Raw genomic sequence first — 14074 nt, 5'->3', positions numbered from 1 at the left:
CGACTCCCTCAGATGCGGGTCATGAACGGATAGAGCACGAACAGGACGAGCACGAACACCAGCGCAGCCCCCGGGATGTCGAGCCGCGAGGTGATCGACTCGGCTTTCGCGAGGTCGGTGGTGCGGATCTGGTCGCGCAGCGAGTCGGCCTGCTCCCGCAACGTGTGCTGCACCTGGGCACCCTCGGTGCCCGACGACTGCATGATCGCGCCGACGTCACCCAGCTCGGCGACGCCGATCTCCTGGCTCATCAGCCGCAGCTCGGCCCACGGGAACCGCATCTGCAGCTGCGCCCGGACCAGGGCCTCCCGGATCCGCTGGAACACCCAGCCGTCACACACCGTCGCGGCCTGCTCGAGCGCCTGTACCGGCCCGTGCGCGGCCGCGAGCTGCAGCGCGACCAGGTCCAGATAGGTACACACAGCCCGGATGAACTCGCCACGCGCGCTCGCCGCCTTCTCGACGACGTCCCGGTGCGCGACCACCACGAACAGCACCGCGCACACCAGCCCGGCCGCCACCGGGATCGCGACCGGCAACTCGATCCCCGCCGCCGCGAAGATGAACCCGGCCACGGGCGGCGTCGCCAACCCGATCAACGCGGAGAGCAGCAATGAGAGCAGGTACTGCTCCCGCGTCCGCCCGAGCAACGCCAGGTCACGGGAAGGAACACGGATCCGCCGGGCCACCCCCGACAGCAGCGACGGGGACGACGGGGACGAAACCGTCGGCGTGGCATGCAGCCGACGCAACGCCGGACCCAACGCGGGCACCGCCGGCAACGCCTCCCGCACCAACAGGAACGCACCACCACCCACGGCCGCGCCGCCGAGTACCGCAGCCGGTAACTGCCAGTCCGCGATCACTGGTCACCCGCCTGGGGAACGGACAGGAACCGCGGCGCCCGCGGCGGCATGCTCATCGCCCGCACCCACGCCAGCAATGCGATGAAGACGCCACCGAGTCCGGCCATCACGAGCTGCCCGGTGGTGGTGCCGTACGGCGCCATGTAGTCCGGGCGGCTCGCACCGTAGACCAGCACGAGCAACGTCAAACCGGTGAGGAAACGCACCGCGAATCGGGGCTGCGTCCGCTTCGCCTCGACCTCACGACGGGTCGCCACCTCGGCCGACGCCGCCGACGCGATCGAGTTGAGCACGTCACCGAGGTGCTCACCCCGGTCCGACAGGTGCAGGATGAGCGCGGCCACCACCTGGTCGCATACCGGGTCGGCGATCTCGTCGGCGAACTTCAGCAGCGAGAGCCGACCGTTCCACCCGGCCTGCAGCCGCGCGGCGAGCGTCCCGATCTCGGTCGAGATCGCGGCCGGCGCGGTCGCCGTGGACGACACGATCGCCTGCTGCAGCCCCACCCCGGTCGCGGAGATGTCCTTGAGCCGCCGCGCCCACTCCCCGACCGCTTCGATCCGCTGGATCGCCCGCTTCTCGCTGTTACCCACCGTGAACAGCCACGGCACGCCGGGCACCGCCACCGCGGCCAGCAACCCGGCGATCGGCATCCGCGTGAACAGCCACGCGAGCACTCCCGCTGCCAGTGAACCGACCAAAAGCATCCTTCGGAGACGTCGGTCGGATGCGCTCAGCCCCTCGCCGTTCCACACCCGCCGCCACCACAACACCGAAGACGACGTCGGGCGCGGCGGCCGAGCAGTGCCGATCAGCGCGAACACGCCCAGCACGACACCGCCGACGACCAGCGCACCACCGATTCCGGCGATCAGTCGCAGGTTCACACCATCACCCCCGCGGTCGTCGTCGGAATACGGTTGAGAAGGCTTTCCAGCGGTTGACGCCATGCGCCGTGGCCGGCCTCGATCCAGCCGGCGAGCGCACGGGCGTCGTAGCCGACCCGGAGGAGCTGGTCACGGATGCGGCCGGGCAGGTGCCGCGGCACTCCGCGCCCGTCCGCGCCGGGACCGAACACGGTGGTGGTCGCGACCCGGTCCCCGGAGACACCGTCGATCTCCTCGATGTGGGAGACGAAGCGGTGCTTGCGGCCGCCGATCGGCGTCTCGTCCTGCACGGTGACGTAGACGACCAGGTCGAGGGCGTTGCCGGCCATACGCCGGGCCAGTTCGACGGTCATGTCCTTGCCGTGCGAGAGCGAGAGCTCGATGATGCGTTCGGTCACCGCCTGCGGGGTGCGGGCATGGATCGTGCACATCGAGCCGCGGCTCGTGGTCATCGCCTGCAGCATCGGCACGATTTCGCGGGAGCGGACCTCACCGACGATCACGCGCAGCACACCCAGGCGCAGCGACAGCGGGATCAGGTCGGCGATCGTGACCTCACCGGCCGGACGTCCGGCCAGGTCCCGTTCGCCGTGGCCCTCGCGCGCCTCGAAGCTCATCGCCCACGGGTGGCGCGGGGAGGCGTGCAGGCCTAATTCTCGTGACTCTTCCAGCACGACGAACGCTTCCTGACGCGGGATCTCGGCGGCCAGTGCGCGCAGGAGCGTGGTCTTTCCCGCACCGGCGAGGCCGGCGACCATGATGTTCAGGCCCGCGCGCATGGCCGCGGACAAGAACTCGCCCATCAGCGGGTCGATCATCTCCGACAGGTCACCGCGCCCGCCCGCGAGATCCGGCAGGGTGACGTCGAGAGTGGAGTGGCGGCGGATCACCGCGTAGGGGCGGTGGGAGACCTGGTAGACGGCGGCCAGCCGGGAACCGTCGGGCAGTTGCAGGTCCAGGACCGGGCGGGAGGTCGACAGCGACCGCTCGGTGGAGCCCGCGCGGCGGGCCGCGGTCTGGAGGATCTCGACCATCTCGTCGTCGGATTCGGCGATCGGGGAGCCGGATTCGACCGCGCCCGAGCGGCGGGTGATGCGGACGCGGTCGCAGCCGAGGATGTGGACTTCTTCGATGGTCGGGTCGGCGAGCAGTGCCTGGAGGCGACCGAGGCCGACGAGGTCGGCGACCACCGCGTCGAGGAGGGCCCGTTCGTCGCCGGCGCCGAGGGGGACGCCTGCGCGGCGTTGGGCGTCTACCCATTCGGCGACCTGTTGGCCGGCGACCCGGTCGCGTTCGCGGCGGCGGTCGTCTTCTGCGGCGTCGGGATGGTTGCGTAGCCACATCGAGAGGCGTTCGCTGATCTGGCGACCGAGCAGGCGCACCGCGGAGTAGTCGACGGCGGCGGTGATCGGGGCCGCGTGGCGCGGCCCCGGACCACCCTGCAGGTGGGGCGGGGGCGGCGGCAGCCGCCGCTGGCCCGGCTGTTCCACCACCGACGGTGGCAAGAACACCACCGCGTCGTTCTCGCCCCCGGGCGAGCCCACACCCCCGCGCGGCGCACCCTCGAGCGGTAAGCCACCGCCTCCGCGCGGCATACCCTCGGGCAGCGCGGCGCCGCCCAGGCGCGGCGCACCCTCGAGCGGCAAGCCACCGCCTCCGCGCGGTGCACCCTCGGGGGGTGCGGTTCCGCCCAGGCGCGGCGGGCTCTCGGGGTGGGGTTGTCGGTCGACGCGGAAAGCTTCGGACGGGCGGCGGGGCACGGGTGGCAGCGCGGACTGCAGCGCGCTCGACGGCATGCCCGCTGCCGAGGGCCCGGCCGGTGACGGCGGCGGATACCCCGCTGCCACCGATCCCACCCGCGCAGCCCCCGCATACCCACTCGGCCCCGATCGGCCTCCCGGCGACTCACCGGCACCCGCCGCCGACTGACCCAACATCGACCCATCCCACGGAGGCCCACCCAACGGAGGCCCACCCAACGGAGGCCCACCGGCATCCGGACCGCCCAACGGCGGCCCACCGACAACCGGACCGCCCGACACCGGCCGACCGAACGGCGAGCCGCCCGACACCGGACCGCCCGACACCGGACCGCCCGACACCGGGCCGCCCGACACCGGACGACCGAACGGCGAGGCGCCGGGCGGCGGGCCGCCCGACACCGGACGGCCGGGCGGTGGGTCCGCGAACGGTGGGGCGGGTGGGTCGGGTGGGAAGAAGGTTGGGCGCAGGGGACCGCCGGAGACCGGGGTGGTCTCCGGCGGACGGGGGAAGCCGGTTGCCGGCGGTGGGGCGTCGTACCCCGGAGGGGGAACCGCCAGCGGATCCACCGGCGCGGCGTCATCCGAGGACATGGGAAGCCCCCATCTCCCTGCGCACCGCACGGCGCGGCACCTGCTCGCGGTGATCCGCGATCAACGCACGCACCCGCCCCTCCGCGCTCGCCGCCGCACGCAGCAGCGGGCGCGAAAGCCGCACGTCCCCACCGAACGCGAGCACGTCAGCGGTACGACGGTCGTCCGGCAGCGTCGCCACGACCGGCGCTCCGAGCTGCCCCGACACCTCCGACGCCGAGTACGGCCCAGAACCGGTCAACACCAGCCCGAGCGACGACAGGCTCGCCGTCCGCTCGTTGAGCTGCGCCCGGATCGCGGACAGCGTCGGCACCGCCGCCGACACCGACGGCAGCGTCGGACGGACGACCAGCAGCACGGCGTCGGCGGCCCAGAGCAGCGGCCACGGAGTGGCCGGCGCGGCCAACCGACCACAGTCGACGACCACGTCGAACCCGGGCTCACCGAACTCCAACTGTGCGAAGAACCCGGCGAACCGGTTCCACAACGGCGCCAACGTGCCGGACTGCGCCGGATCGGTCAACCCGGGTAACAGCAACCGCTGCCGGCCGGGAGGCGCGAGATCGACGAGCTGCGCCCAGAACTCGCTCTCCAACCGGTCGTTGGCACCGGAGTGACGGAGATCGGCCACGGCGAGCGGCATCAGACCGCGCCCACCCTCGACCTGCCCTTGCAGGTACCCGGCCAGCACCGATCCCCCCGAGGGATCGCACTCGGCCAGCACCGTGCGCGCCGCCCACGAGAACGTGAACGCCAGCCCGGCCGTCGTGACGCCGGGCGAGCCCTTGGCGGACGCCAGTGCGACGAGCGCCATCAGCGCGTCCCCGTGAGCACGACGCCCAGCCGCTCGGCCCCGGCCAGTTCGACGACCCGCGCGGCGTCGGCCGAAGAGACCGCGACGTACACCACGGTGCGTTCCTGGTTCTCCCGCCGCGGCGAGGCTCCGACGACGGTGGCCGTGAACGTTTCGTCCGCAGTGGAGTCATCAGTGGAGTTCGGAGCAGCCAGCGCCACCAATCGCACCTTGTCACCGGGCCGCAGCTGCGAAGCGGGCATCTGTTCGGGCTTCAGCCCGATACCCACCTGCTGTTGACCGGGCCCGACCAGCTCGGTGTCGGTGAGCTGATCGGCGGTGAGCAGCGTGCCGGGTACCAGCGAGACCTTGGCGCGCTTGCCGACGACGTTGCCGCGCTGGGACGAAGGCACCGGCGTCAACCCCGCAGCGCTGTTGACCTGCACGACCGCGAGATCCTGCTCGGTGATCGTGGCGCCGGCGGCGACCGGGCGCCGCACGGCCAGGAAGTCGCCGGTGCGGGTGGCGGCGTAGAACGCGAACGCGGCGAGCAGCCCGCCGATCGCGACCAGCGCCACGGCGAGGCCGAGGTGCCCGCCGCGCACCCGCCGTTGCCCGACCACCCGGGGCGCCGGCACCGGCCCGGACGTGACCGGGGTCTGCGTCGCGGTGTGGCTCACTGCGTCACCACCTGAAGTTCGTCGATCTGGATCGTGGTCGTGGTTTCTCGCGTTTGCGGTATCTGGCCGGTCTGGCCACCGCCGGTCCAGTTGACGACCCAGTTGGTCGTGCCGGTGACCGTGTATTCGCCGGCGCGCGTGTAGCGATATCCGCAGTTCGGCGACGCTTTGTTGCCGTAGGAGGCGAGGTAGGGCGTTCCGGGGTTGTCACAGACGACCTGCTTGCCGTCGCCCATGTTCCAGGTGATGCGGGTCGCGGTGGCCGTGGCCGTGACGGTCAGCCCGGGCACGGCGGCGGTCGCGGTGAACGGACCCCACGTCTGCGGGGTCACCGCGGTCCACAGCCAGACCGGCAGCCCGACGAGGCCGGCGCCGTCCGGGTCCGGCGCGATGCCGATCTGCGGGCCCTTGATCGGGATCGTCGCGAATTCCCGGAGCGCCACCTGCTCGGCGGTCTCCGCTTCCGGCGGCTGGCCCTCGGGGGGCGGGCAGAACGCCGGGTTGTTGCACGCACGCTCGACCGGACCGGTCGGCCCGGGCCCCGGCGCCGGACGTTCGGCCGGCGGCCGGGGACCCGAGCCGGGCCGCTCGGCGCTCACCGAACAGTCCTCTCCGGGCGGGCACGTGGCACCGCCGGACGGTGGCGGCTCCGCTGCCGCGGGGACACCGAAGGCCAAAGCCGCAACGAGCACGGCAAGAGCCAAACCCGCACGCATCGGAACGCCCCTCTCACCCCGGGTAAGTACGCCGAGTGACCCATAGCGCATGGTCACCACGGAAATACGCGGAGGATGGTTCAGCCCCGCCGATGACATTCTTGGCACCCGGCAGGCGAAGTTCGCAGTAGACATACAGCGACTCAAACTGGACAGGCGACGGGCGGATAAACCCTTCGGGGGATCAGGCTCCCCCGGCGCGTGCGACGCCGTTCGCGGATGGATACTCACGCCCACCGAAGCGAATGGGCGCTCCGGTCAGTCCGCAATGGCCGAACCGTCCGCCGCCATCACTGCGCGCGACGCCCGTCGTTCGCCACAGGCATGAACTACTTACGACGCTTCGCCGTCGCCGCGCTCGTGCTCGCCGGGATGCTCGTGGCAGCGGCACCCGCGCACGCCGCCACCGTCGTCACCTACCCCGCACCGGCCGGGGCACCGGGTACGAGCCAGTACACGGTCTCGGTCGGTGGGCAACCGAGCTTCGTCCACCCGACCGGTCTGGGTGCCTTCACGAACTTCTCGTTCGGCGGCGGCCCGGTCACGGTGACGGTGACGACCAGTAAGGACTCCCGGACGCCGGTCCTGCGACCCCGGGACGCTGCCATCGGCGTGACGCGACTGGCGGCCCGGACGTTCCGCTTCACGATCCCGGTCGCCGGCTCGTACAGCTTCGAGATCGATCCGGACACCGACGGCTACCCGCCGCTGTTCCTGTTCGCGAACCCGCTGGAGAACAATCCGCCGACCGGCGACACGGCGACCACGAAGTACGTCGGCCCGGGTTACTGGACCGTCAACGCGGCCGGGCAGATCGTTCCCGGCAGCGTGGGTGTCGCCGGAACCTACGCGGTCGCCCCTGGAACGCGGCTCCACCTGGCCGGGGGCGCGATCCTGCGTGGCAAGGTCCGGATCGGTTCGGACAGCGAGGGCGGCCCGGGCGCCGACGGCACCGCCGTCACCGGGCGGGGCATCGTCGACTCCACCGCCGTCGTCGACCACGGGCGTCCGCTGCGGATCAACAACTCCACCGGCGTGACGATCGACGGCCCGATCTTCCTCGGCCAGAAGCACTGGGGCGTCGTCACGAGAAAGTCCCAGCAGGTCACGCTGCGCAACATCAAGGTGATCAACTGGCGGGACGACGACGACACCGGCACCCCCGACGGCATCGACGTCGTGGCGTCCAGCAACGTCGAGGTCGACCGGGCGTTCGTCCGCAGCTACGACGACGGCATCGCGATCAAGAGCAGCATGTCCGACGACACCTGGATGGGCCCGACCAGCCAGATCTTCGTCCACGATTCCGTGGTGTTCAACGGACGAGCGGGCAACGGCCTGGAGATCGGACGCGAGACCGGCGCACCGATCACCGGCGTCTCGTACGACGACATCGACATCATCCACAAGCTGGCACGCAGCGACCCGTACGCCCGCGACGCGATCTCGATCTTCGTGCGCGACGACGGCGACGTGCACGACGTCAACTACTCCGACATCCGGATCGAGGAGTGCCAGGAGCGCTACCTGGGCTTCGAGGTCACCGGTTCGGGCTCGCTCACGGGAGTGGACGTCACGGACACAACTTTCGCCGGCACACCCCGGGGACTACCGACGGTGATCACCGGCAACCCGAACGGCCCGCTCGATGACGTCGACTTCCGTGGTTTGCGGTTCAACGGCGGGTCGACCCTGATCACGCGAGCCTCTCAGCTGGCGTTCGTGAAGAACCAGTACGCCACCCGGGTGACCTTCCGACCCTAAAAGTTCACGTTATCCCTCGCAGAGGCCGGGTAGGGCGAAAACAACGCCTGTGGAGGGAGAACGGCCGTGACGACGCAGAACCCGTTCGAGGACACGGACCGTGTTCTCGATCGAATCACCGACAAGTTCGACGAGCGTTACGACGGGGAGGTCCCCCGCGAGACGATCGAGGAGAAGGTGCACGAGGCCTACTCCGAGTTGGCCGAGGGTGCGGTGACCGACTCGATGCTGCCCGCGCTCACCGAGCACGAGGTCGGTGACCGGCTCGCCGAGGAGGTCGGCCGACCGGCTCCGCTGGCCGAGAGCGCCGACGGCACCCCGTCGGGCGGTCAGCTCCGGGCCGGCGCGGCGGATCCGGAAGGCGACCAGGGCGGCCTGGGCCGACCGGTGGGCCCGCAGTACTGATCCGACCGTGGGCGCTCAGGCACTGTCCTGAGCGTCCACCGGCAGGGCCCGGTTCCCCACCACGACCCGGTCCCGACCACCGCGTTTCGCGGCGTACAACGCCTCGTCCGCGGACCCGAGCAACGCCGACAGATCAGTGCCCGCAGCGCTGTAGACGCCGACACTCACAGTGATCGGCAACGGACCCGCGTCCGTCTCGACCGGCAGCTCGCGCACCGCCGCGTGCAGTGAACTCGCCACCCGCGCGGCCCGTTCGGCGGCGGCACCCCCGAGCACGACCGCGAACTCCTCGCCGCCGTAGCGACCGAGCGCGGCCGCCGTGCCGGCGGGCCCGCTCTCCGCGAGCCCGGTGCCGAGCCAGCCGCCCGAGTCGAGCACCCGTTTCAACCGCGAGGCCACCTCCGCGATCACCTGGTCGCCGACGCCGTGGCCGTGACCGTCGTTGACCTGCTTGAAGTGGTCGATGTCGACCATGATCGCCGCGGTCGGGCCGCCCGCGTCGACGATCGCACCAGCCTCCTCGTAAAAGTGGCGCCGGTTGGCCACGCCGGTCAGGCCGTCGAGCGTCGCGAGCCGGGTGACCTCCTGGAACAGCAGCGCGTTCTGGAACGCGGTCATGCCGTGCGTGGCCAGCGCCTCCGCCAGCCCGAGGTGGCTCTCCCGGAACCGGTCCTCACCGTCGGCGGCCAGCAGTACCACGCCGATCCGGGTCGGCGGATTCTCCGCGACGGTCAGCGGCACCACCAGCAAACTCGACGGCCCGTCGATCGGCACGACCATCGGGCTGTCGACGGTGAGCAGCAGCTTCAACGTCGACGGGCTGACGTGTTCGAACCCGGCCTCGCCGGACAGCCGCAGCGTCCCGTCCCCGTCCTGCTCCACCAGCCAGGAGACGTCGCACGGAAGCATCGCGCGCAGCGCGTTGTGGATCCGGCTGAGCACCATCGCCGGGTCCAGCGTCCCCGACACGCTGGTCATCGCGATCCGCAGCAGGTCAGCGGTCTTCTGCTCCTGTTGCACGGCGCGGACGCCGGCGGCGAGTTCGGCGGCACGGGCCGTCTCCAAGGCCGCGGCCACGTGCGTACAGATCGCGGTGAGGATGGCCGCGTCCTTCTGCCGGAACACACCGGTCGCTACCCGGCTGTCCAGATAGACGACGCCCAGCAGGTGACCGTCGAGCTCCAGCGGCGCCACGACGACGCTGCGCAGCCCGTACTCGAGCACGCTCGCCGAGCCCAGTGCCGCACCGTCCTCGGGGCCGGTGATCACGAGTTCGTGGCGGGTCATCCGGACACGGTCGACGAGCGTCGTCGCGTAGCCGCTCGACTCGACCAGGTCCTCCTTGCGCGCGTTGCGGCCCAGCCAGAGCTCCAGCCGCCCGGTCTCCTCGTCCATCAGGAACAGCAGCCCGCGTTCGGCGCGCAGGATCTTGATCGACTCGTCGAGGCCCACCCGGGCCAGCCCCAGCAGGTCCAGTTCACCGGCGGCGGCTTTGCTGACCTGCTCCAACGCGGCCAGCCGCTCCCGGTCGGCTGCTGAGCGCGAGATGTCCCAGTCGGGGTCGTACGTGCCTACCGGAGATTCGCCGGCCAGCTCGAACTCCAGGCGCACCCAGTCCGACCGGTGCGGCCACCCGTGTTCGGTCGCGAGGTCGATCGCGTCGCGGGCCGCTCGCCGGGCGGCGCCCGGGTCTCCGAGTTCCAGCAGTGCCCGCGCGCGCACCCGGGCCGCCTCGTACTCGGCCAGCGCCGAGGAGGCCGCCCGGATCGGACCGGCCGCCGCGTGCGCGGCTTCCAGCGCTCCCGCCGGGTTGCCCTCCAGCCGCGTGAGCTCGGCCCGCGCGACGAGCGCGTGCGCCTGCAAACTGCGCCCCCGTGCGGCGGTGGCCAGGTCCGCTACGGCCCGCCGCGCGGCGTCGAGCTTCTCGTCCTTGATTCCGACGTTCTGCGCGGCGCCGCCCTCGGCACGGCGGCGGTGCCGGTCACGCCGACACTGTTCGAGCCGCCCGTAGGCCGCATAGACGTAGACCGTCCGCTGGATCGGCAGCAACGCGTCCGGTTCGAGGCCCATCGACGCGAACCCGGCCAGGGTGTGATCGAACCGCTCGCCGAGGTCGCCGGACTCCACGGCGACCTGGGTCTCGGTCATCGCCGCGTTGACCCGCAGGCCCGACACGTCGCCCTCGCGGGCCGCGACCAGTTCGCGCAGCTGGGCGAGTTGCTCGTGGGCGTCGGTCAGCCGGCCGCACGCTGCGGTCACGGCGGCACCGACCAGTGCGAAAGCGGGATCGTCCTCATCGCTGAGCGTCAACCGCTGGGCTCCGCCGCGGTACGCGGCCATCGCCGTCACCACGTCCCCACGGATCAGCCGCTGCCAGCAGAACACCGCGGTGCCGTTGAGATACAGGAACAGGTCGAGCCACTGCCCCCGCTCACCGAGCAGGGCCGCGGACCGGTCGGGCGCGTTGTCGCCGGTGAGGTACCGGGCGTCCTGCTCGTGCAGCGCCGTCTGCGCGGTCAGCTGCGGCTGGCCCAGCGCGTCCGCGGCCTGGTGGGCGCGGGCGAACAACCGACGCGCGATGCGCCGGCGTCCGGTCGCGGCGCTGGCCATCCCGAGCAGCCCGAACACCCCGACGTACTCCGGTGTCGGCCCGATCCGGGCGGCTGGGAGCAGCGCCCGCAGGGCGTAGGTGGGCATCTGCCGGGGCCGCATGCCGAACTGCGCGCTGTTCGCGAGCCCGACCAGCGCACGGGCGACCAGGCGGTTGCGTTCCCGCTCCGGCCCGGTGATGGTGCCCCCCATCCGCCCGGCGCGCTCGGTCCGGCCGGTGCGCATCCGGGCGACGGCGACGAGCGCGGACAGGCCGCTGGAGAGCGCGAGCGCGGTGCGGTTGCGCGGCAGCGGGTGACCCAGCACCGACAGCGCCCAGCCGAACGCCTCGTCGGCGGCCGTCGGGTCCCAGCGGCTCAGGTGCACCTGCCCGACGTCGATCAGCAGGCGACCGCGTTCCAGCGGGTCACCGGCCCGGTCGATCGCCGAGGAGAGCCGGTCCAGCGCCTCGGCGTAGCGGCCGCTCTGGTGCAGCGCGAGGCCGATCAGCTCGTCGAAGCGGTACGGGAGCGGCAGGCGGTAGGTGGTCGCGACGCGCTCGGCCTCGTCGGCGTATCCGACGGCGTCGATCGGCGAGTAGTCGGCCAGTGCCTGGCGGGCGGCGTCCGCGCAGGCCTGCACCACAGCACCCGGGTCACGCTCGACCTGGCCGTTCATCCGGTGGCGGGCGACCGCGTAGATGCGGCCGGGGTCGACCGGGCCCGTGACGTCGCGCGGGGTGAGCATCTCGGCGGCGGTCTGGTGCACCGCGCGCAGCTGCAGCCGGTCCGCGCCGCGCAGGAGCGCGCGCCGGATACCGGAGTGCACGAAGCCGTAGTCGGCGCCGCCCCGCCGTTCGACGACCCGCAGCCGGCCGGCCTCGTCCAGCGCGACGCGGACGTCCTCGGCGGAGGCACCGCTGACCGCGCTGAGCATCGTCGGGTCGAAGCGGACGCCGAGCGCGGCGGCCACGATCAGGATCGTGCGGACCGGCGCGCTGAGCTGTTCGAGGCGCGCGATCAGGAACGCGACGACGTCGGTGGGCAGGCGGACGCTGGCCAGGCCGTCCAGGTCGACGATCCAGCGTCCCCAGGAGGGCCGGATCAGGCCGCCCTCGACCGAGGCGCGGAAGTACTGCAGTACCGCGAGCGGGTTGCCGTCCGCGGCGGTGGCGATGCGGTCGGCGAACTCCCGGCCGAGGTCCATCCGTCCACTCAGCCGCTCGACGAGTTCGGCGACGGCGGTGGGGTGCAGCGGACCGAGCAGGATCCGCTCGTCGATCAGCGCCTGCATCTCCGCGGACGCGATCAGGCTGGTGGCGTTCGCGACCCCGCGGGACGTCGACACGACCAGCACCGGGTTGCGCGCCCGCTCGGCGAGGATCTGGGCGATCACCCGGGCGCTGGCCGAATCCAGGACGTGGGCGTCCTCGATCCGCATGAGCAACCCACCCGCGCAACGGGCGAGCTCGCTGAGGAACGTCGCCACCGCCGCCGGGAACTGGTGCTGACCGGACTCGTCGGCCACCGGCTCCGGCAGCCGCAGCAGCGCGGTCAGCGCCGGCGAGAGCGGCTGCAACAGCGACGCCACCGGCTCCGCCGCGGTGGCGAGCCACTGGTAGGACTCGGCGCGGGGGCCGTCGGGTAATCGTTCGACGCCGCGGACGTACTGGTCGATCGCGGTGCGCAGCCCGGCGAGCGGCGCCGCGCCGTCGGTGGCCCGCGCGGTGAGGATCACCGGGCCGGGCCGGCCGCTGGCCCGGGCGCGGACCTCGACGACGAGTTGCTCGGCCAGCCGTGACTTGCCGATGCCGGGGGCGCCTTCGAGCACGACCGACGACGCCACCCCGCCGGCCACCCGGCGCCAGTAGCCGAGCAACGCGGCGAGTTCTCGCTCGCGGCCGACGAGCGGCAGCGGGGAACGCGCGTCGATGCCGGAGGGCACCACGCCGGCCGACGCGTGCCCGGCGTCGGGAAGCAGGCGCCGCAGTTCGTCGGCGACCGCGAGGGCACCGGGATAGCGGTCGTCAGGGTCCTTGGCCAGGAGACGGCCGAGCACCGCCAGGAACCCGCCGGACAGGTCCGACCGGTACATCCGGGGGTCGGGCGGCGCCGTCGTGGCGTGCAGGTGCATCAGCTCGCCGACGTCGGAGGCGAGGAACGGCGGGCGTCCGGTGATGCACTCGTAGAGCACGACGCCGAGCGAGTACAGGTCCGAGCGGCCGTCGACCGGGCGGTGCAGCAGCCCGCTCTGCTCCGGCGACGTGTACGTCAGCGTGCCGGCGATCGTGCCGGACGGGCGGATGCCCCGGCCCGGCTCGCTGCTGCCGCTGGCCGCCGGGCCGAAGTCGATCAGGCCGAAGTCGATCAGCATCGGACGGCCGTCGGGCCGCACCATGATGTTGTGCGGCTTGACGTCCCGGTGGACCAGACCGACCCGATGGGCGGCGGCGAGCGCGTCGGCGACCGCGGCGCCCAGTACGGCGGTGGCCGACTGGGTGAGCGTGCCGCCGTGCAGCACCTCGGCCAGCGACCGGCCCTCGACCAGCTCCATCACCAGGTAGGGGCGCCCGTCGACCTCGCCGACCGCGTGCACCCGGACGACACCCGGGTGGTCGACGCAGGCCAGCACCGCGGCCTCGCGGCGGAACTTGTGGCGCGCCTCGTCACCGACGCTGGCGGCGATGCCGAGAACTTTGACGGCGTACTGCTGGATCGTTTCAACGTCCGGCCCGTCGCGTCGAGCGCGATAAACGACGGTGTCGTTGCCCCGACCTATTTCGCCGAGAAGGACAAGGCCGGGTATCCGCGGTACGCCCTCGGACGCCCGCGAGCCCGTGGACCGTTCACCGATCACGTCGGGCACGCTCACGAACCCACCCATCGGCCCCACTCGTCGCCGTGCCGGTGCCGCAGGATCCCGATTCCGCAGCGGTGCGGCATCAGTAGCGGCGAGTTACGAGAGTACACGGCCCAACGAGTTGTTGACGGTGTTACGTGATAGGTCTTGGTCCTACCCGA

At 72.1% G+C, this 14074-nt stretch carries 9 protein-coding genes; 2 read left to right on the top strand and 7 right to left on the bottom strand.

From position 1 onward, the window contains the following. Nucleotides 1-8: 8 nt before the first annotated feature. The 6 genes from ACGFY5_RS26870 to ACGFY5_RS26845 form a co-directional block, all read right to left on the bottom strand. Complete coding sequence (locus tag ACGFY5_RS26870) at nucleotides 9-863, bottom strand: type II secretion system F family protein (RefSeq protein ID WP_392725031.1); 855 nt, start codon at nucleotides 861-863, stop codon at nucleotides 9-11. After that, on the bottom strand, nucleotides 863-1840 hold the full coding sequence (locus ACGFY5_RS26865) for a type II secretion system F family protein (RefSeq protein WP_392725029.1): 978 nt from the start codon (nucleotides 1838-1840) through the stop codon (nucleotides 863-865). The genes ACGFY5_RS26870 and ACGFY5_RS26865 overlap by 1 nt, the downstream gene beginning before the upstream one ends. Next, the gene (locus ACGFY5_RS26860; protein WP_392725028.1) at nucleotides 1750-3348 is read right to left on the bottom strand and encodes a CpaF family protein; all 1599 of its coding nucleotides are present in this window, start codon (nucleotides 3346-3348) and stop codon (nucleotides 1750-1752) included. Before ACGFY5_RS26860 ends, ACGFY5_RS26865 begins: the two co-directional genes overlap by 91 nt. Nucleotides 3349-4093: 745 nt before the next feature. Further along, nucleotides 4094-4921: a ParA family protein gene (locus ACGFY5_RS26855; protein WP_392724020.1), complete on the bottom strand. Its 828-nt coding sequence runs from the start codon at nucleotides 4919-4921 to the stop codon at nucleotides 4094-4096. Continuing rightward, complete coding sequence (locus tag ACGFY5_RS26850; protein WP_392724019.1) at nucleotides 4921-5580, bottom strand: SAF domain-containing protein; 660 nt, start codon at nucleotides 5578-5580, stop codon at nucleotides 4921-4923. Before ACGFY5_RS26850 ends, ACGFY5_RS26855 begins: the two co-directional genes overlap by 1 nt. Next, a complete protein-coding gene (locus ACGFY5_RS26845; RefSeq protein WP_392724017.1) occupies nucleotides 5577-6179 on the bottom strand; it encodes an ATP/GTP-binding protein in 603 nt (200 codons plus the stop codon). The genes ACGFY5_RS26850 and ACGFY5_RS26845 overlap by 4 nt, the downstream gene beginning before the upstream one ends. Before the next feature lie 441 nt (nucleotides 6180-6620). On the opposite strand from ACGFY5_RS26845, the gene ACGFY5_RS26840 reads away from it, so the two are divergent. Next, nucleotides 6621-8060 carry a glycosyl hydrolase family 28 protein gene (locus ACGFY5_RS26840; RefSeq protein ID WP_392724015.1) on the top strand — a complete coding sequence of 480 codons (1440 nt, stop codon included), beginning with the start codon at nucleotides 6621-6623 and terminating at the stop codon, nucleotides 8058-8060. Between the two features lie 66 nt (nucleotides 8061-8126). Continuing rightward, nucleotides 8127-8465 (top strand): three-helix bundle dimerization domain-containing protein, encoded by a 339-nt coding sequence (locus tag ACGFY5_RS26835; RefSeq protein ID WP_392724014.1) that lies wholly within the window; start codon nucleotides 8127-8129, stop codon nucleotides 8463-8465. A 15-nt stretch (nucleotides 8466-8480) separates the two neighbouring features. Here ACGFY5_RS26835 and ACGFY5_RS26830 read toward each other — a convergent pair whose 3' ends face one another. Next, entirely contained in the window at nucleotides 8481-13925 is a 5445-nt protein-coding gene (locus ACGFY5_RS26830) for a diguanylate cyclase (protein ID WP_392724012.1), read from the bottom strand. Between the last annotated feature and the right edge of the window lie 149 nt (nucleotides 13926-14074).

The sequence above is a fragment of the Cryptosporangium sp. NPDC048952 genome (genome assembly GCF_043197895.1).
Classification (GTDB): domain Bacteria; phylum Actinomycetota; class Actinomycetes; order Mycobacteriales; family Cryptosporangiaceae; genus Cryptosporangium.
Note: the sequence above shows the minus strand (reverse complement) of the source record. Positions and strands in the feature narration are given on the sequence as shown.

Excerpts from the sequence above, each read along its gene's own strand:
- ACGFY5_RS26860 (WP_392725028.1), bottom strand. The coding sequence starts at position 3,348 with ATGCCGCGCGGAGGCGGTGGCTTACCGCTCGAGGGTGCGCCGCGCGGG.
- ACGFY5_RS26855 (WP_392724020.1), bottom strand. The coding sequence starts at position 4,921 with ATGGCGCTCGTCGCACTGGCGTCCGCCAAGGGCTCGCCCGGCGTCACG.
- ACGFY5_RS26840 (WP_392724015.1), top strand. The coding sequence starts at position 6,621 with ATGAACTACTTACGACGCTTCGCCGTCGCCGCGCTCGTGCTCGCCGGG.